A 19,033-nucleotide genomic window follows, 5' to 3' on the forward strand; every position below is an offset into this window, starting at 1 on the left:
CTTGTCACCTCACGGCAGTACGGTGTCCCCCATGCGCCCCGACACGCCCGCCGAGAACGTCGACCACGCCGCCGAGGCGGCCCGCCTGGAACGGACCGCCGGCCTCTATCCGGAGGACGCCGAGGCCCTGCTCCTGCGCGCCGCCGCCCACCGGGAACTGTCCGGCGACCGCCCGGCCGCCACCACGCTCTACGACCGCCTGCTGGCCTCCGAGACCTCCACGCCTCTGGACAACCCGTCCCTGGTCCGCGCCCTGAAGGCGTCGAACCTCTGGGAGTACGACCACGAGGCGGAGGCCAGGGCGATCATCGACGGCGTGCGCGCGGCGTCGCCGCGCGACCCGGCCCCCTGGGTGATCGTGGCCGAGGCCCTGGAGTCCCACGACGAGTTGGAGGCGGCGCACGAGACGTTCACGGAGGGTGCCCGCCTGCTCCTGACGGACGTGCCGGAGCCCCCGTACTCGACCCACCCCCTCCTCTACGGCCGCCACCGCGTCCGCAGGATGCTGGGCCTGGCCCACGACGAGTGGGACACCCTGGCCGACACCCTGCACTCGATGCCGATCTCCCTGGACGAGCTGCACGACCCGAAGCGCGTCTGGTCCCTGGGCTCGGACAATCCGGCGGACCTGGAGGCGGAGATCTCCCGCCTGCGCGCCGAGCTGGGCGCCTACCGCGAGGCCCTGTCCCGCCCCTTCCCGGTCGCCATGCTCCACTGGCCGGCCGACGAACTGACGGAACTGATCGAGGCGTACCCCTCCCTCTCCTCCGAGTACCCCTCCTACGACGACCACCTGGCGTCGATAGAGGCGGCCCTGCGCGAACTGGCCTCGTCGGGCACCGCCAACCTGGGCGTGGTCCCGGGCACGGTCCCGTCCTACGAGGCCTTCGCGGCGTCGGAGGGCGCGTCCCCGGCCGACCCCACCCTGCTCCCGCAGTACGCGACGACCCTGGCGGCCCGGGGCCTCGCGGTGGCGTGGCCGCCGCAGCGCGGGGCGGCGTGCTGGTGCGGCTCGGGTCGGACGTACGGGGAGTGCCACGGGGAGGACGTCGCCGGGGGCCGATGAGATTCGGCGGCGCCGGGCGTCTACAGGTGCGAGAGCCTGACGCGGAACGCGACGCGTCAGCGGAGTCGACCCGATCCCCACCGAGGAGACACGACGACATGAGCACCGACCAGACGCCCACCGCGGCCGGCGACGGCTTCTCCTACACCCTGACCCGCACCCTGGACGCCCCCGCGCTCCAGGTCTGGCAGGCCTGGACCACCCCCGACCACTACGCCCGGTGGGCCTACGCCGTCCCGGGCTCCGTGGAGATGGACGTCCGTCCCGGCGGCACCTGGAAGGCCACGATGCGCACCCCGGACGGCACGGAGTTCCCGTTGACCGGCTCCTACATCGAGGTCGCCGAGCACCGGGCCCTGACCATCGGCATGGACGTCCCGGGCCGCCCGGACCCCTCGACGATGACCGTCGAACTCACGGAACAGGGCCCCCGCAACACGGTGATCACCCTCCGCCAGACCTGCGACACGGCAGAGGAGCGGGACGGCGCGGAGCAGGGCAGCACCATGCTGCTGGACGGGCTGACGGGGTTCCTGTCGGGCGGGGCGAAGTCCTGATCATCTTTCCCCGGCCGGACCCACTGCCAGAACACCGACCTCGCGGGGCGTGAACACTTCTCGGTGGAGTGTTCACGCCTCGCTCATAGGCCCAGCCCGTTCCCGCACTCCCGCTCGCGTCAGTTGATGATTTCGGCGCGCCCCTCCAGAACCATGGCGGCCAGCCGCTCTCGCCACATCCGGAGAGCTTCGGGAGTCTGTCGCGTCCAGTCGGTGGCCTCACCAACGACCCGCAGCGGCTCCTTGCTGCGATAGGAGCGGGTGGGGTTTCCGGGGAACTTCTTATCGGTGACGTTCGGGTCGTTCTCGAACTCCCCGGTCGGCTCGACGACATACACGCGCGGGTCCCCGTCACCGGCGGCAAGCTCGGCGGCGAGGCCCGCGCCGTCGCGCAACGCGGTGAAGTAGATGTGGTTCATAAGGATCTCGGGCCGGTAGTTCGAAGGAAAACCCGCGGTGAGGTGATCTCCGACCCGCAGATCGGCCTTCGTGCCGTGAAAGAAGGGGCCGCCGTCCAGTACCTCGTCCATCGCGGCAGGTTATCAACCACGCCGCCGCGACCACGGGCCGTTCACGATGCCCCCCCGACGCCGGTTGATCGGACTGAATACCGCCGGTCACTCCGCCTCGGTGTCAGTGGCTCCTGCTACAACTGCCTCCACATCAACGTGGTGCTGAAAGGGGTCGGGGTGGAGCAGCCGGGGAGTCCGGAGGGGCCGGTCGCGGGGGTCTACGAACAGTTGGTGACGGATCGCCTGCGCGGTGATCTGGATCGGCTGGAGACCGCGGGTTGGAAGACCATCGAAGCCGAGGTCGGTGCAGAATCGTCACCCCACGTGCTGGCTCGCCACGTCGGCGACATAGTGGCCCGCCATCTCAACCAACTCAGGCCCGAGGACCGAGTTCCCTTCGCAAATCGCGTTCTTGAGTCCCTGGCCGCCGATGCCGGTGAGCAGAGCGGTGCGGAGCCCGTCAGCACGATCGTCGAAGGGCCCCGCCAGTTGCTGGCGCTGGCAGAGCAGGAGGCGCCGGGCGCCTATGCGATCCGCCCGCTCACGCCCCTCTCCGAAACATCCCTCCTCACCAACTCGCCTGAAGACCTCAATCTGGGCGCCGAGCTGCGGGCCGAGCTGGCCACGGCGGATCGAATCGACCTGCTCTGCGCATTCGTGAAGTGGTACGGCATCCGCGTGCTGGAGGACTCGCTCCTCGCAGCGAAGGAGCGGGGCATCCCGATCCGCATCATCACCACGACTTACATGGGTGCCACGGACCGCCGTGCGCTCGACCGGCTCGTGCGCGAATTCGGCGCCACCGTGAAGGTGAATTACGAGACCCGATCGACGCGGCTGCACGCCAAGGCATGGCTCTTCCGGCGCAGGACGGGATTCGACACGGCGTACGTCGGCAGCTCGAATCTCTCCCGTGCGGCGCTGCTCGACGGCCTTGAGTGGAACGTACGCCTGTCGTCGGTGGCCACACCGGCGGTGATAGACAAATTCGAGGCCACCTTCGACGCCTACTGGAACGACGTGGCGTTCGAGACGTACGACCCTGATCGCGACGATGAGCGTCTCGACGCGGCGCTGGCCCAGGCGGGTGGAACGGCGTCGCCTACCACATTCCAGATCAACCTGTCCGGTCTCCAAGTGCGCCCTTTCCCGCACCAGCGGGACATGCTGGAGCGGCTGAGCGCGGAGCGCGAAATCCGGGGACGGCACCGCAACCTGTTGGTCGCAGCCACCGGCACCGGGAAGACCGTCATGGCGGCGCTCGACTACCGCGAGTTGAGCCAGGAGGGGGCCTCCGGTCGACCCAAATTGCTGTTCGTGGCGCATCGCAAGGAGATCCTCAAGCAGTCCTTGCGTACGTACCGCGAAGTGCTGGTCGACGCCTCGTTCGGCGAGTTGCTGCATGGCGGCGCCGACCCACAGGAGTGGAACCACGTCTTCGCCAGCGTCCAATCGCTCAACGTCCAGAGGCTGGAGCAACTGGCGCCGGATCACTTCGACGTCATCGTCATCGACGAGTTCCACCACGCCACGGCCAGTACGTACCGACGGGTGATCGAGCACTTCACGCCGAAGGAGTTGCTGGGGCTCACCGCCACACCCGAGCGGATGGACGGGCTCAATGTCCAGGACGAGTTCTTCGATGGCCGCATCGCCGCCGAGATGAGGCTTTGGGAGGCCCTGGAAAACGACCTGCTGTCCCCCTTTCACTACTTCGGCATCCCGGACGGAACCGACCTCACCAACCTCACCTGGCAGAAGGGGTCATACGCCGATCAGGAGCTCGGGAACCTCTTGACCGGCAACGACGCGCGCGCCCGCATCATCATCAAGCAGATCCGGGACAAGATCTCCGATCCCGGTGGCATGCGCGCGCTCGGCTTCTGCGTCACGAAGGCACACGCCCACTTCATGGCCGACTACTTCCGCAAGGCCGGGTTCCGGGCTGCTGCCCTCGACAGCGACTCTTCGGCCGAGGTACGCGCCCGAGCACTGTCCGACCTCCAAGCTGGCGAGCTCCAGGTCATCTTCTCGGTAGACCTGTTCAACGAGGGGCTCGACATCCCTGACGTGGACACCCTCCTTCTGCTGCGGCCCACCAACAGCGCCACGGTCTTCCTCCAGCAACTGGGGCGGGGGCTGCGGCGCACGGAGACGAAGCCGGTCCTCACGGTCCTCGACTTCATCGGACAGCACCGAGCGGAGTTCCGCTTCGAGGAGCAGTTCCGGGCCATGACCAACCTGTCGCGCAATCGGTTGGTCGAGCACATCGAGCGGGGCTTTCCCCAGTTGCCGTCCGGCTGCCAGATCATCCTGGAGGGCAAGGCGAAGAAACTGGTCCTCGACAACATCAGGACCCAGTTGGCCGCCACGGTGAAGACGCTGGTGAAGGAGGTCAAGGAGTACAGCACTCCGCTGCTCGCCGACTACCTCCACGAAAGCCGCCGGGAGATCAAGGAGCTGTACAAGAGCAGCAACTCCTGGACCCTCGTACTGCGCCGTGCCGGCCTGGCCACCGAACCGGGTCCACCGGGCGAGGAGGCGTTGCTCAAGCGGGTCCACGCTTTCCTGCACGTGGACGATCCCGAGCGCGCTCGGGCTTACCTGAGCCTTTTGGCGGATGACGCCCCGCCATACGAGGAGCTCGACCAGACCGGCCAGGCTTACGCACGCATGCTGTTCTTCAACCTCTGGGACAACGCGGGCGGTTTCACCAGTTATACGGAGGGCCTCGCGTCGCTACGTCCGCAGCGGGCCCTGAGGGACGAACTCCGGCAGGTGCTGTCGTACGTCATCGACCGAGCCGACCATGTCCCGATCCCACTGTCCGACGGCCTCGGCAGCCTGCCGTTGAAGGTCCACAGCTCGTACAACCGGTCGGAGATACTAGCCGCCCTCGGCATCGCCCGGTTCGGTGGACAGATGCCGAGATCCTTTGCCCAGGGCGTGCAGTGGGCGGAAGAGTTCCAGACGGACGCGCTGCTGATCACGCTTGAAAAGGACGAGAAGGACTTCTCACCCACCGTCCGGTACAAGGACTATGCGATCAGCCCGAATCTCTTCCACTGGGAGTCCCAGAACGCGACCTCCCCCGATTCCGCCACGGGCAGGCGCTACCAGCAGCACGCCGATCGCGGCACCAGCGTCCTGTTGTTCATGCGCCGCTACGCGAATACGGACACGGGTAAGTCCCAGCCGTGGATGCTCCTGGGACCGGCAACCTACGTGGAGCACACCGGCAGCAAGCCGATGGCGATCACCTGGCACCTCGATCATCCAATCCCGGCCGATGTGTGGTCCTACTCGGCGGCGATCCAGGCGAGTTGATCCACTTACGTCGGCCCATGACCGGAACGACTCAGGACAGTCGCACCTCACACTCCGCCTCGAAGTGCGACTGCGCCCGGTCGAGCGCGTCGTCCACGTCCCACCCTTGTGCGCGGAACCAGTAGAGCAGGTCGGTGATGGCGGTGATCGCGGCCTCCGCCGCCGTAGCCGCCGCCAACCGGCTCCGATCGATCGACTCCGGCATGGGCCCTGAACCGCTGTACAGGCTCAGCACGTCCGCGGCTCTCGCCAGCCGCGGCCTCGGCATGTGCTGCCGTTCGCCTCGGGTCGCGTCCATGCGGAACGCGCACCAGGTCACCTTGCGATCACCGGAGAGTTCCACTCCCCATCGGTCACTCACGGCGTCGACCAGCGCCATCCCCCGGCCCGCCTCCGCGTCGAGGCTCGCGCACGTGAGCGTCGGCAGGGCGCGAGCATCGGGATCGTGAACTTCGATGCGCAGGTGGGAGCCACCGAGTGAAGCGACGATGGTGGCCGGCGTCTCCGGCCCGACGTGCTTGATCACATTGGCGACGAGTTCGCTTGCGCAGAGCTCGGCCGCGTCCGTCAGCTCATGCAGTCCCCAGTACTCCAAGTGGATCCGCAGAGCGCGCCGAAGGGCCCACACCTGATCTGCCGCCGCCAGAAACGGCAGCGTCCACGGCTGCGTCGGCCTCCACAGGACGTCATCCATGTCTGTCTGCTCCCCACCGTCGATACCTCACTGTGATGCTTACGCAACTCAGAGTTGCATTGAAACTCTCGAAATGGAACTCTCATTACGCAGAGGCGAGAGCACGCGACCTAGTCACACGCCCCCGGCGCACACCGTCTTGCCCCCGCCGCAGGCGGGGCACCACGATCTACTGGACCAACGCGAAGGACTGAGGACATGCCAGTCGGACCCACTACTCGTAGGCGCCAGCTGGGCGCCGACCTGCGACGACTCCGGGAACGCAAGGGGCTGACGCTCGAAGAGGCGGGATCCCGCGTCGGCATCTCCAAGGCGACGCTGAGCCGCTATGAGACGAAAGAGGGCACGGTCAAATGGCCTGCCGTAGATGCCCTGTGCCGTGAGTACTCCGCAACGGACGAAGAGCGCTCGGCCTTGGTGGAGTTGGCGAAGGGCGCCAAGATTCAAGGATGGTGGCGATCACTCGCCGACCCCATCCCCGACTCCATGAACCTCATGCTCACCTTGGAAGACGAGGTCGTGCGCGAGGACCACTACGCGTGCATGTATATCCCCGGACTCCTCCAGACGCGCGCCTACGCGGAGGCGGTCCATCGCGCCTCAGAGGTGCACTGCGACGAGCGCGAAGTCCAGTACATGGTCGACATTCGGATGAAACGCCAGGAGTTGTTGGAGCGCGATGAGCCTCCGCGCATCTGGTGCGTGATCGATGAAGCCGCGATCCGCCGTCAGGTCGGAGGACTTGAGGTCATGCGTGAGCAACTCGCACACCTGTTGACCTGTGCCCAGCGGCCACATATCACCATCCAGGTGCTCCCGTTCTCTTTGGGTGCGCATGCTGCCGCAGTCGGAAGCTTCGTCGCACTTCGTGGCCAAGCCCGTGAACTGGACGTCGTCTACGTGGATCTTCTCGGTGGTGGGCTGTTCATGGAGAAGCCCGAGGAACTGGAGCGATATAGGTTGGCCTTCGACTACCTCAGCGCACAGGCGCTCGACCTCGAGTCCTCGGTCGAACTCATCGACCGGGTCAGCAAGGAGTGAGTCTTGATAGCAGCCAACCCGGCAGTCCACTGGTTCAAGTCCTCATACAGCGGTGGCAGCGGCACTGAATGCGTGGAGTGCGCGCACGTCTCACACGGCCTGTTGATACGCGACTCTAAGCGCATCGACGGCCCCGTACTCAGGGTAAAACAGACGCCCTGGCGCCGATTCATCGACTCGGTACGGCACGACGTGCAGAAGTCCTCCTGACGCACGCGGAGAAACAGACACGTGGCATCCTCACTGCCACCACCCTTGCGAACCGTCGGTGACCTGAGAGCCGCCCTGTATGCCGGTCACCGCTTCCCTGGCGACCTGGATGCCTTCGAGACAGACCTTCAGCGTGCGCTGGAGAGTTCCTCGGCGACCGACCTCACAGCCGTAGCCTCGGTGATCAGCGGTCCGGCGAAGGACTCCCCCAACTGCGGCTGCCTTTGGACTAACAACCGCCGAGCGGCCCCGTGCGGAGCCGCCCGCGGGGTTGGGGACCGTCAGACCCCGGTCAGGTCGAACGTTCCCGTGCCGTCCTGCCTGCCGGTGGAGTACTGGCGTATGAACTCACCGTCGGCGTACCGGTCGTAGCCCATCATGGAACCGGTGTACTTGTTCTGCACGCCGATCTTCGAGCTGCCGGGTACGTCGCGGTAGATGTAGAACCGCTGGAGGTCGTCCTCCGCGCAGGAGGCCGTCATCAGGACCGCTCGGTCGGTGGCCGCGTTCCCCGGGGTGATGGTCGCGCATCCGCCGTTGCCCCAGTTCCACAGGGTTGCCTCAAGGACCCCGTTGTTCTCCGTCACGTCGCACAGGCGCCAGTTGTCCAGGTGGGCGCTGAAGATGGACGAGGGCCGCAGCCGGACACCGTCGTCCGCCAGGAGCGGCGCGCCCCAGGACAGGGGCTTGCCGGGTACGGCGATCTTGTACACCTCGGCCGAGCAGTCGAGGGCGGCGCGCGCACGGTGCTCGGTGGCCCTGGGCTGTGCGGCGACGGAGGTGCCGCCGGTGGGAGCCGGGCCGGGGGCGGGGCGGGCCTGCTTCTGCTGTGCCGTCGGCGCCGCCGCACCCGCCGGGTGGTCAGCCTTCGCGGCCGCCGAGCCGCAGTCGAGGAGGGCCTGTGCCTTGGCCATGATGCTGTCGGCGGGCACGCTGTCCTGGCAGCGCACCGCGCCTTCCTCAAGGGTGGTGAAGGTGGTGAAGCTGCCGCTGCCGGGCCCCTCGGTCCACTCCAGCGCCCAGCTTCCGTCGTCCTGTTGGGCGCGGTTGCAGTTGAGGCTTCCGTACGTGCCGGTGACCTTCTTGGTGCCCTTGTAGAAGCCGTAGTAGCCCGGCTGGGTCAAGTTCCAGGTGACCGAGTTCGACTCCTTGCTGGTGGAGGTGTACTCGAGCTTCACGTCCAGACCGACGGCCGCCTTGACGTTGCTGAGCGCCTCGACCGCGAAACTGGTCTCGATCGTGTCGTTGAGGCCGACGGAGACCGCGATGACCGTCGTGGTGTCGGTGCTGACGGTCTGCTGGCCGGTGGTGCCCTCGGTGACGTACCAGCCCTTGAAGTGGGTGATCGTCGGCGACACTTCGGTGGACTTGATGTACGGGTGGCGGGTGCCGAGGTCGGCCGCCGTACAGGCGTCGCCGGGCCGGGGTGCCGTGGTGTCCGTGGGTGCCGCGGCAACCGGTGATGCGGCGAGACCCATGACGGCAACCGCCGAAGCGGCCGCCGTGGCGGTCACCGCCATGAGTGATCTGCCGATGCGACTGACGGTTCCTGTGGAGCGCATCGTTGCCTGTTCCCCCCTGGTCGAGTGGGCTCGGTCCGGGTGAATGTAGCGGCCACACGGGGTGGTGGTGTGAGCCCCGAACTAGCCACAAATGATCACGGAGGGTCTTATTCCGCCCCTGGCGGAGTCGTTTTCGGAGGTCGAGTCGGACAGAGTTGCACGAGGGCGAGAGGGCCAATCGCCGGCGCACCCGGATCTCTCCGCAGCTGCCCGCTCGCCGGGCGCCGCGCCGCATCATGCGGAGCGCGAGGTCATCGGTTCGTCGGCGAGGCGCCCGTCGCGGCGAGGGACATCTCCCAGAGCCGGGCGGCGTTGTCCGGGTCGACGGCGTACGCGCGTACGCCGTCGTCGTCCATGGGGGTGTCGGGGGCGAAGACGCGGGCGACGTCGCAGTCCGCCAGGTAGAGGCCGCCGCGGTCGTCGAGGAGTGGGGAGGTGGCGGCCCACAGGCCGGTGGCGGCACCCTGTGAGGGGGTCTTGAAGTCGGCGCCGACGACGTTGCCGTGCTCGTCCACCCAGCCCGCGTCGATCTGTTCCTGGAGCGCCATCTCCCGCTGGAGACCGGTGATGATCTTGCCGGGGTGGAGGGCGAACGCCCGGATGCCGTCGCCCTTGCCGAGGGCGTCGAGGTGCACGGCGAACAGGGCGTTGGCGGTCTTGGCCTGGCCGTAGGCCAGCCACCTGTCGTAGCCGGTGCGGAAGTGCGGGTCGTGCCGGCGGATGTCGGTCATGGCGTGTCCGGCGGAGCTGTACGCCACGACACGGGCTCCGTCCGCGGCGGCCAGGAGCGGGTAGAGCTCGCAGGCGAGCGTGAAGTGTCCGAAGTGGTTGGCGGCGAGCTGGAATTCCCATCCGGGCCCGACGCGCCGCTCCGGGGTGGCCATGACTCCCGCGACGGCCATCAGGAGGTCGATGCGGTCGAAGCGGGCGCTGATGTGCGCGGCGGCGGAACGGACGCTGCCGAGGTCGGTCAGATCCATGGGGACGACCTCGCTGCCCTTCACGTCCTGCAGGGCGGCTCGGGCGATTTCGGGCCGACGGGCCGGAACGACGACGCGGGCCCCGGCGGCGGTCAGGGCCCGGGTGGTCTCGAGGCCGAGCCCGGAGTAGCCCCCGGTCACCACGGCGGTCACGCCTGACAGGTCGCGGCCGGCCATGACGTCCTCGGCGGTGGTGGCGGCGGAGAAAGGCGAGTTGATCGGCTGCTGGTCGGTGTCGGTCATGCCGCCGACGCTACGATCTAGAGCGAGGTCTAGATCAAGTCCAGGGGGTGAGCGGCGTGACCAGCACCGAAGTGTCCGGGCAGTCGCTGAGCATCGGCGAGGTGGCCGAACGGACCGGACTGAGCGTGCACGCGCTGCGCTTCTACGAGCGCGAGGGTCTGCTCGTCGGGCCGGTCCGGCGCACGTCGGGCGGCAGCCGGCGGTACGGCTCACTCGACGTCGACTGGCTCCTGATCTGCGTCAAGCTCCGCGAATCCGGCATGCCGCTGGCCGACCTCAAGCGGTTCGCCGAACTGGTGCGCCAGGGACCGGGCAACGAGGCGGAACGCCTGCGTTTGCTCGACGCCCATCAACAGCGCGTCGACGCGCAGATCCAGGCGCTGGAGGAGTGCCGGTCCGTCATCGCCTGGAAGGTCGGTGTCTACGCCGAGCATCTCGCGCGCGGTGAAGCCGGTGGGCTCTGGGACCCGACGGCCTGAGGCCGTGGGTCCCGGTCGAGCGCTTCGACGACGCCTCGGTCGGATATTCGCTGTCCTGCCCGCCCCCCGAGAGCGCAGGATGACGGCCATGACTCTGGCCACCCCCACCCTGCACACCGATCGCCTGCGGCTGCGGCCCTTCGACGAGGCCGACGCGGACTTCCTCTACGCCATGCACAGCAGTGCCCATGTGATGCGCTACTGGGACTCCCCGCCGTGGACCGAGCGGGCTCGCGCCGAGCGCTTCCTCGCGATGTGCCGGACGATGGCGGACGAAGGCACCGGAGTGCGGGTGGCCGTCGAGCGCGCTTCCGACGGGGCCTTCGCCGGATGGGTCTGCCTGGTCGAATGGAACCCGGTCTACCGCAGCGCGTCGCTGGGCTACTGCCTCGACGAGGCGATGTGGGGCCACGGCTACGCGACGGAGGCCGCGCACGCCCTGCTGACATGGGCCTTCGACACGCTGGACCTGAACCGGGTCCAGGCCGAGGCGGACACGCGCAACGCGGCGTCCGCCCGGGTGCTGGAGAAGATCGGGTTCGTGCGCGAGGGGACGTTGCGGGAGGACTGCGTCGTGAACGGCGAGGTGTCCGACTCCTGGGTGTTCGGGCTGATCAGACGCGAGTGGCGGCCGTCGGCCATGCCGGTTTGATCGCACACGTCGTTGGGAGCGGTGGGGCCGTTCCGGCGACCCATGGTGCTGAACCAGCCGTTGGGACCGGCGCCGATGAAGTCCGGTGGGACCCGACCAGGGAACGCCCGGGCGGTCGTCGGCCGTCAGGTCCAGGACCCGTCCCGCGGGCTCACGTACGGGTGGGCGACGCGTTCCGCACGTGTCCCTGAAGTGTTTCCCCGCCACACCCCTTCTGTTCGCCGTGCCCGGCTACCTTCGCGTGGCCCGGTCCGGCAGCAGGAGAGGTATGTCCATGAGCGCCCCTGTCCAGCGCATCTCCGAACGGCCTTCCGCGGCCGCCCTGGCAGCGGCCCGGCAGCGTCGGGAGGAAGGAAGGACCGGGGCTTCGTCCGGGTCCGGGACCTCCGCGGAACAGGCGTTACTCGGGCTCCAGTCCAGCGCGGGGAACCAGGCGGCGGCCGCCACGGTGCAGCGCGCCAGGGGCAGGACGCTGGAGCGGGTACCGGAGACCGAGGCCGCCCGCCCCGGCTCGGCGCCCGGCGCCCGGCCCGGTCCCGCCGGTCGCACCCGGCGCGGCTCCGAGTCCGGCACCCACGGCATGGAGGCCGACCCCGCCCTCCGGGAGCAGGCCACCACCGCGAGGCGCGCCGCCCTCGCGGCCAGGTTCCCCCCTTCGGGCCGCAGCCGACGCGGCTCCGACACCGACACGCGGCCCGGCCCGGCCGGTCCCGCCCGGCGCGGCTCCGAGTCCGGCACCCACGGCGTGGAGGCCGACCCCGCGCTCCGGGAACAGGCCACCGCCGCGAGGCGCGCCGCCGAGGAGAAGGCGGCTGCCGAGGAAGCGGCAGAAGTACGACGACGGGTGCGGGCGGGGGGAGAAGCCGCGGCAGCCACGGCACGGAACCGCAACACGGCGAAGAGGGCGGCAGGCGAAGCGGCGGCGAAGGGAGCGCGTCTCCTCGAAGAGGCGGAAGCAGCCGCAGCGGAGGCAGCGGAGACAGAGCGACGACGTCGCGCGGGGGCGGAAGCGGCGGCGGCCAAGGCACGACAGCGCATCGCGGCAGCCCAAGCGGCAGCGGCGGAGGAAGACCGGCTGCGCCGTGAAGCGGAAGCAGCCGCCGAAGCGGACCGGCGTCGCCGTCTCGAAGAAGAAGCACGTCCGGCCGTCGTGGCGGAGACACACACCGCCGTCGATGAGGAAGAGGCAGCAGCGGCACGCACCCCCGTCGAAGAGGAGGAAGAAGCACGCACCGCCGTCGAGGAGGTCACGCTGACACCCGAGGAACGCGCGGCCAGGGACGCACGCCTAGCCGACCTCGCGGCCCGCTTCACCTCGTCGGGCCGCACGCGACGCGGCTCGGACCTCGACCTCCGGCCCGCCCCCGCCGACCTCACCCGACGCGGCTCCGACTCCGGCATCCGGTACTCGGAGGTCGGCACCGATCCCCGCGAACGCACCGACACGACCAGGGACGACACGAGCACCACCGCCGAGGAAGCGGCCCCTCCCACCGAGGAGGAGGCACGCCGCTCCGAAGAACGCGCCGCCGCCGAGGCCCGCTCGGAGGTCAGGAGTGATCGTCTGAAGGCGGTCGCCGAGAACGCGGACCAAGGCAAGAAGCTCCTCGAGCCCACGGACGCCTTGGGCAAGGGCGTCCAGGCCCCCACCGCCGCCGGCCTCGGTCAGGAGGCCACCGAGATGGCGGCCGCCGCCCCGAAGAACGACACCGCCGCCGCCGCGGACGCCTCCGCCCTGAAGCACGACGCCTCCGCCGCCGGGGTCTCCGGCGCGTCACTGAGCGCGGTCACGGAACTCCTCTCCTTCGGGGCCAGCGTCGCGGATTCGTTCAGGAACCTGAGGACGGCCCTGCGCAAGGGCAGCGGAGCCGGGTACCACAACGCGCACAAGAAGGGGAAGACCAAGGCGACCGACGCGGGCGTCAGTGTCGTCAGTACGGGCGCCAACGCCGGCACCATCGCCAAGGAGGCGGTCAAGCTCCAGGGCGTGGCAAGCACCGCGGCCTCCGCCGAGGCGAGCGGTGTACTCAGCGGTGTCGCCGGTGTGGCCAAGAGTGTCCGGGCCGCTTTCAAGTCCAAGGGTGCGATCGAGAAGATCCACGGTCTGAGGCAGCTCCAGAAGGCCAACGCCGCCCAGTCCAAGCGGCTGCTCCGACTGGAGGCCGAGGCCAACACCGCCGAGCTCAACGCCCGTTTCGCCCGCGAGGCCGTAGAGCGGGCGAGGAACGACCGCGAAGGCCGTACGGAGGACCAGTGGGCGGCAGGCATCAGAGCCGCCGGGGCCGCGTACGAGCAGGCGGCGCTGATCGAGGCCCGGGCCAAGGCCGACTTCCTCGGTAACGCGCGGGACCTGGAGGACCTGAACTTCGCCACGCATCTCGCGAAGAGCAGGAAGGTCAGCCAGGCGGTCAAGGAAATGGGGGGCGGCGTCATGGGCGAGGGCCTCAAGGGAGCGGGCGGCATCGCCACCGTGGCCATCGTCGCCACCGGGGCTCTGGCGTCCAACCCTGCGGGCTGGATCACTGCCGCGGTAGGGGCGGGCCTCGTCCTCACTACCGCCGCCTACAAGGGAGGCAGTGCGGCGTACGGACGATTCCAGGAGGCCCACCACCCCGAGCTCTACACGCCGGAGGGCGAGCCGATACCCACGGCCAAGGACACCGGGGATTCGCTGCTGCACGCCATGAAGTTCTGGAAGAAGATCACGAGGTACAAGCGCCAGCTGGCGGCGCACAAGCTCTACAACATGGTCTCGCGTGAGGGCACCGATCCCGCCCTGCGCGACTCCGCCCTGCAATTGCTGATCCTGATCAAGGCCGGTCACACGGACCACAAGATGGAACGGGAGGAGTGGGAGGAGAGCCTCAGGCAACCGGCGAAGAAGGCCGACTGGATCAAGGAGATCACAGACCAGCTCGCCTCCAGTTGACAGCAGCGGCTGCTGGACGAGTGGCTTAAGCGCCTCGCCGACGGCGCCTGAGCCTTCGCCGGGGCACCCGACCGGCCACTACCAGCGCACCGCCCGCTGAGCCAACTCTGTTTTCGGTCAAAGGGGTTTGGTCGCCATCCGCGCATTTTTCGCGTCAAACCCCCGGCGGCGCCGGGTCGTGCTCACGAGGCACACACCACGCATGAGCACAACGTGAGCACAAGCGGTATGGTCCCTTTCCGTACGTCGAACGCCGGTCGTGGATACGGGAGTTCGAGGCGCCTCGGGACGCGCGGTCCCGTTCCGTCTCGAGTCCGCGTCGTCGGCGCCCCCTGCTCGTACCGGCCCTCGCGTGTCCCTGGGAGATCCATGTCGTGCGCCTTCGCCGTCGTCCGCGTCGCTGCTGACTCCGCAGCGCGGGGTGGCCGTGGGAGACACCGGTCCGCTCCGGCCTGTTGAGAGCCCGGTCGTCATCGGGCCGGTCGGCGCCCCCGCCCCTGCGCGCCGTCCCGCCTCGGCCACCCTCGCCCACACCGACGGCTTCCGATCCGTGAGGACCTGATGACTGAACTGATAGTGACCGCCACCGCCGTGCTGGCGGTGGTTGGAGTCGGGGCCGCGTGGTACTTCCGGCGCAAGGGCGAGCAGGCCCGGCGCCGGGCCGAGCAGCTGCGCGAGCACGCCGACCGGCTCACCCTGCAACTCGTCGCGGCCGAGCAGTGCGTGGGACACCTCGCGACCACCGTGATCCCGGCGGCGGCGAAGGCCGGGCCCGGCGGCGCGGGCCCCGAGGGAGCCCTGCTCGTACCGGCGCAGCTCGACGGGACACCGCTCGCCGAGCGGCTGCGTGCCGTACCCGGCGCGGTGGCCTCGGCGGTGGGGGACATACGGGCGCGGGAGCGGGCGGCCGCCGAACAGGCCGCGGCCCACGCCGCCGACCTGGTACGGCAGGACACCGAGCGGCAGATCGCCCAGGTACGGCGCGAGTCCGTCGGCGTGGCCCGGGCCGCGGTGCGCGGCTTCGCCAACAACATCGTGGCCCGCTCGGCACGGCTGGGCCGGGCCGTCAGCCAGGGCGTACGGCGGCACATCTCGGACGAGGCGTACGCGACGCTGGTGGAGATCGACCACCTCGCGCAGCAGATGCTGCTCACGGCGTCGGGGTACTCCGTGCTCGCCGGGGACAAGCTGTCCCGGCGCTGGCCCGCCACCACGTTGACCGACATCGTGCGCGCGGCCATGGGCCGGATCGAGGGGTACGAGCGGATCAAGCACCCCGAGATGGGCTCCGTGGTGGTCGAGGGCCGCGCCGTGGAGGCGGTCGTGCACGCCCTCGCCGTACTGCTGGACAACGCGCTGCGCTACTCGCCGCCCGCCGCCAGCGTCCACGTCTCGCTGGAGCAGGGGCACCACGCCTGCTTCCTGATCGTGGACGACGCCGGGCTGCGCATGGACGACGAGCGGCTGCTGTGGGCCAGCGACGTGATGTCGGGCGAACAGCGCGACGACATCACGCGCCTGGGCGCCCACCCCCAGACCGGGTTGCGGGTCGCGTCCCTGCTGGCCGAGAACTACGGCTTCCGCGTCGAGCTGACCGCGCCCAACATCTACCAGGGGACCCGGGCCATGGTCGTCCTGCCGAAGAACCTGATCGTCGACCCGGGGGCGGCCCAGCCGGTGCCGCAGGCCGCGTCCCGGCCCATCGCGGCCCCCGCGCCCGCCGATCCGCCGGAGACCGCACCGGCCGATCCGCCGGAGGCCGCCCCCGTCCCCGCCCGTGCCGCGGCCCCCGCCGCCGAGCCGGTGCCCGAGCCCACCGCGGCGCACTCCGCCGCCACCCCCGCGGCCGCCGTTTCCCCGACCACCACCGCCAGCGGTCTGACCGTCCGCCGGCGCTCCACCGCGCCCACCCCCGCGCGCCGCCCCGCCGCCCCCGACGACACCGAACCCGGCCGTCCCGCCGTCGCCGCCGCCTGGGCGGCCGGCACCCGCAGCGGCCGGGAGGGGGAGCAGCCCTCGCCGGCCTCCGCCGACACCACCCGCACCGCCACGCACACCACCCACTCCGCCGCCCGCACCACCCCCCACGACGCCGCTGACGACGAAGGACTTTGATCGTGCAAGACACACACACCAACAGCCTGGGCTGGCTGCTGGACCAGGAACTCGGCAGCGTCGAGGGCGTCCGGTACGCCGTGCTGATGAGCAGCGACGGGCTGCTGAAGGCCCGCACCCGGACGATCGGCCAGGACGACGGGGAGAAGTTCGCCGCGCTGACGGCGGCGCTGCGCGCGGCGGGCAAGGCCTGGGACGAGTTCACCGGCGGTGCGGGGATGCGGCAGCTGCTGATCGAGTCGGTCGGCTGCATCGGCCTGACGACGACCGCCGCGAAGAACACCATGCTGTCGGTGTGCACGACCGGTCCCGACGCCGACGTCGGGCTGATCTCGCACCACATGGTGCGGCTCGCCACCCGGGTGGGACACGAGCTGGCCACGGAGGAGCGCGTCCCGGCCGCGGACGGCGGCTCACCGGTATGAGCGGGCCGCGGCGCGATCCCGACATGGTCCGGCCCTACGTCCGCACCGGGGGCCGGGTCCGCGCGCGCCAGGACGTGCGCCTGGAGAGCGTGGTCATCGCCGCGACCGGTCCCACGGACACCCTCGGCCCGGACGCCCGCCGGGTGATGCGGCTCTTCGCGGGTGCGGACGGCGGCCTGGCCGTCGCCGACATCGCGGCCGCGCTGGAGCTGCCGCCCTCCACGGTGCGCATCCTCGTCTCCTCGCTGATGGACTCCGGCCACCTCTCCAGCCCGGTCGCCGCGAGCGACGACCAGCCCGACTTCGACCTGCTGCAGGAGGTACTCCGTGGACTTCGCTCCCTCGTCTGACCGGACCGACGCGTCCGCCGGGGCCGAAAGCGCCGTCCGGTCCGGGCCGGACGACCGGTCCGTCACCTACGTTCCCGCCACGGTGACCCGGTCGGCCAAGATCGTGGTCGCGGGCGGCTTCGGCGTCGGCAAGACGACGCTGATCGGCAGCGTCTCGGAGGTGCGGCCGCTGCGGATGGAGGAGCCGATCACGCAGGCCAGCGCCGGTGTGGACGACCTGCGCGGCACCCCGCACAAGACGACGACCACCGTGGCGATGGACTTCGGCCGCATCCACATGGCCGGCGGCCGGCTCGCGCTGTACCTGTTCGGGCTGCCGGGGCAGTCCCGTTTCCAGCCGCTGTGGGAGGACCTGGCCGAGGGCGCCCTCGGCTGTCTCGTCCTGGCCGACACCCGCGACCTCGACGCCTCCCACGACGCCCTCGGGCTGCTGGACGGCGCCCGGATTCCGTACGCCGTCGCCATCAACACCTTCCCCGGCGCCCCGAGTTACCCCGAGGCCGAGCTGCGCGAGGCGCTGGCCCTGGAACCGGCCACGCCCCTGACGTACTGCGACGCCCGCGACCGCACCTCCTCCCTGCACGCCCTGATCACGCTCACGGAGTACCTCTCCGAGCACCGTTCAGCCGCCCTCCTGGAGTCCCGCCGATGACGTTGCCCTCCACCGAGACCGCGCCGACGAGTGAACCGGGCCGGATCGCCCTGTACGCCCCGGAGTTCGCCGCCGACCCGCACGCCGCCTACCGGAGCATGCGCCGCACCCACGGTCCGCTGGTCCCGGTGGACCTGGCGCCCGGCGTCCCCGCGACCCTGGTGATCGGCTACTACCAGGCCCGCCGCATCCTGAACGACCCGCTGCACTTCCCGGCCGACCCCCGCGCCTGGGAGAGGCTGATCCCGGCTACCTGCCCGGTGCGGCCGATGATGGAGTGGCGGCCCAACGCGCTGCGCTCGGGCGGCGCCGAGCACGCCCGCTACCGGGCGGCCAACACCCAGGCCATCGACCAGGTCGACCAGCACGGGCTGCGCGCCCTCGTCGAGCAGGTCGCCTCCGACGCGATCAACGGGTTCCGCGCCGTCGGCTCGGCGGACCTGCTCACCCAGTACTCCTTCCCCATCGCCTTCCGCGTGCTGAGCGCGCTGCTGGGCTGCCCGGACGAGATCGGGCAGCGCATCGCCGACGGCATGGCGAAGATCTTCGACACCACCAACGCCGACCAGGGCAACCTGATCCTCGCCCAGGCCGTGTCCGACCTCGTGACCCTGCGCCGGACCCACCCCGGCGACGACATCACCTCCCGGCTGGCCCTGCACCCCGTCGAGCTGAGCGACGAGGAGATGAGCCACCAGCTCGTCACGCTCTACGGCGCCGGGATCGAACCCATGACCAACCTGATCAGCAACACGATCCTGAAGATCCTCACCGACGAGGAGTTCTCCGCGGACCTGCACGCCGGGCTCTCCACGGTGCGCGACGCGCTCGACGCCGTCCTCTACACCGACCCGCCGATGGCGAACTACTGCATCTCCTATCCCCCGTACCCCATCGACGTGGAGGGCGTGCTGCTGCCGGCCGACCAGCCGGTGGTGATCTCGATGGCGGCCGCGAACAACGACCCGGCCCTCACCGAGGGCGTGCCCGCGGGACAGCACGGCGGCAACCGCGCCCATCTGGCCTGGAGCATCGGCCCGCACACCTGCCCGGCCCGCTCGCACGCCTACCTCATCGCCGAGACCGCGGTCACCCACCTCCTGGACGCGCTGCCCGAGACGGACCTCGCCCGTCCCGCCGCCGAACTGACGTGGCGCCCCGGTCCGTTCCACCGCGCCCTCGAATCCCTGCCCGTCACCTTCCCCGCCGCGCAACCCGCCGCACACTAAGGAGCCAGGC

Annotated in this window: 17 protein-coding genes; 13 read left to right on the top strand and 4 right to left on the bottom strand. The window is 70.0% G+C overall.

What is annotated here, in order from left to right; all coding sequences use genetic code 11:
- Positions 1-31: 31 nt before the first annotated feature.
- Complete coding sequence (locus ACZ56V_RS08105) at positions 32-1,066, top strand: SEC-C domain-containing protein (RefSeq protein WP_398910582.1); 1,035 nt, start codon at positions 32-34, stop codon at positions 1,064-1,066.
- A gap of 98 nt (positions 1,067-1,164) precedes the next feature.
- Positions 1,165-1,623 carry an SRPBCC family protein gene (locus tag ACZ56V_RS08110; protein WP_468940236.1) on the top strand — a complete coding sequence of 153 codons (459 nt, stop codon included), beginning with the start codon at positions 1,165-1,167 and terminating at the stop codon, positions 1,621-1,623.
- 119 nt (positions 1,624-1,742) lie between these two features.
- Here the strand turns inward: ACZ56V_RS08110 and arr are convergent, their stop codons facing one another.
- Positions 1,743-2,153 (bottom strand): NAD(+)--rifampin ADP-ribosyltransferase, encoded by a 411-nt coding sequence (gene arr, locus ACZ56V_RS08115; protein WP_467378335.1) that lies wholly within the window; start codon positions 2,151-2,153, stop codon positions 1,743-1,745.
- 159 nt (positions 2,154-2,312) lie between these two features.
- Between arr and ACZ56V_RS08120 the strand changes: the two genes are divergently transcribed.
- A complete protein-coding gene (locus ACZ56V_RS08120; protein ID WP_468940240.1) occupies positions 2,313-5,462 on the top strand; it encodes a DEAD/DEAH box helicase in 3,150 nt (1,049 codons plus the stop codon).
- A gap of 31 nt (positions 5,463-5,493) precedes the next feature.
- On the opposite strand, the gene ACZ56V_RS08125 is transcribed toward ACZ56V_RS08120, so the two are convergent.
- Positions 5,494-6,156 (bottom strand): ATP-binding protein, encoded by a 663-nt coding sequence (locus ACZ56V_RS08125; RefSeq protein ID WP_467378338.1) that lies wholly within the window; start codon positions 6,154-6,156, stop codon positions 5,494-5,496.
- A 198-nt stretch (positions 6,157-6,354) separates the two neighbouring features.
- Here ACZ56V_RS08125 and ACZ56V_RS08130 point away from each other — a divergent pair, with 198 nt between their 5' ends.
- Positions 6,355-7,197, top strand: coding sequence for a helix-turn-helix domain-containing protein (locus tag ACZ56V_RS08130; RefSeq protein WP_468940244.1), 843 nt, complete (start codon positions 6,355-6,357; stop codon positions 7,195-7,197).
- Positions 7,198-7,200: 3 nt separating this feature from the next.
- Positions 7,201-7,407: a DUF397 domain-containing protein gene (locus tag ACZ56V_RS08135; RefSeq protein WP_467378340.1), complete on the top strand. Its 207-nt coding sequence runs from the start codon at positions 7,201-7,203 to the stop codon at positions 7,405-7,407.
- A gap of 281 nt (positions 7,408-7,688) precedes the next feature.
- Here the strand turns inward: ACZ56V_RS08135 and ACZ56V_RS08140 are convergent, their stop codons facing one another.
- Positions 7,689-8,969, bottom strand: a complete 1,281-nt coding sequence (locus tag ACZ56V_RS08140; protein WP_468940246.1) for a hypothetical protein — start codon at positions 8,967-8,969, stop codon at positions 7,689-7,691.
- 251 nt (positions 8,970-9,220) lie between these two features.
- Positions 9,221-10,192, bottom strand: a complete 972-nt coding sequence (locus ACZ56V_RS08145; protein WP_468940249.1) for an SDR family NAD(P)-dependent oxidoreductase — start codon at positions 10,190-10,192, stop codon at positions 9,221-9,223.
- A gap of 56 nt (positions 10,193-10,248) precedes the next feature.
- Between ACZ56V_RS08145 and ACZ56V_RS08150 the strand changes: the two genes are divergently transcribed.
- The 8 genes from ACZ56V_RS08150 to ACZ56V_RS08185 all read left to right on the top strand — a co-directional run bounded on the left by ACZ56V_RS08150 (position 10,249) and on the right by ACZ56V_RS08185 (position 19,023).
- Positions 10,249-10,671 carry a MerR family transcriptional regulator gene (locus tag ACZ56V_RS08150; RefSeq protein ID WP_468940252.1) on the top strand — a complete coding sequence of 141 codons (423 nt, stop codon included), beginning with the start codon at positions 10,249-10,251 and terminating at the stop codon, positions 10,669-10,671.
- Between the two features lie 88 nt (positions 10,672-10,759).
- On the top strand, positions 10,760-11,323 hold the full coding sequence (locus tag ACZ56V_RS08155; RefSeq protein ID WP_467378347.1) for a GNAT family N-acetyltransferase: 564 nt from the start codon (positions 10,760-10,762) through the stop codon (positions 11,321-11,323).
- 274 nt (positions 11,324-11,597) lie between these two features.
- Positions 11,598-14,252, top strand: coding sequence for a hypothetical protein (locus tag ACZ56V_RS08160; RefSeq protein ID WP_468940256.1), 2,655 nt, complete (start codon positions 11,598-11,600; stop codon positions 14,250-14,252).
- A 561-nt stretch (positions 14,253-14,813) separates the two neighbouring features.
- Positions 14,814-16,367, top strand: coding sequence for an ATP-binding protein (locus ACZ56V_RS08165; RefSeq protein WP_468940259.1), 1,554 nt, complete (start codon positions 14,814-14,816; stop codon positions 16,365-16,367).
- 2 nt (positions 16,368-16,369) lie between these two features.
- Positions 16,370-16,792 carry a roadblock/LC7 domain-containing protein gene (locus tag ACZ56V_RS08170; RefSeq protein WP_398910548.1) on the top strand — a complete coding sequence of 141 codons (423 nt, stop codon included), beginning with the start codon at positions 16,370-16,372 and terminating at the stop codon, positions 16,790-16,792.
- On the top strand, positions 16,789-17,142 hold the full coding sequence (locus tag ACZ56V_RS08175; RefSeq protein ID WP_356361491.1) for a DUF742 domain-containing protein: 354 nt from the start codon (positions 16,789-16,791) through the stop codon (positions 17,140-17,142). The genes ACZ56V_RS08170 and ACZ56V_RS08175 overlap by 4 nt, the downstream gene beginning before the upstream one ends.
- Before the next feature lie 103 nt (positions 17,143-17,245).
- On the top strand, positions 17,246-17,794 hold the full coding sequence (locus tag ACZ56V_RS08180; protein ID WP_356361697.1) for a GTP-binding protein: 549 nt from the start codon (positions 17,246-17,248) through the stop codon (positions 17,792-17,794).
- A complete protein-coding gene (locus tag ACZ56V_RS08185) occupies positions 17,791-19,023 on the top strand; it encodes a cytochrome P450 (protein ID WP_468940264.1) in 1,233 nt (410 codons plus the stop codon). Before ACZ56V_RS08180 ends, ACZ56V_RS08185 begins: the two co-directional genes overlap by 4 nt.
- Positions 19,024-19,033 lie beyond the last annotated feature (10 nt).

It is taken from the genome of Streptomyces sp. NPDC034099, assembly GCF_055575415.1.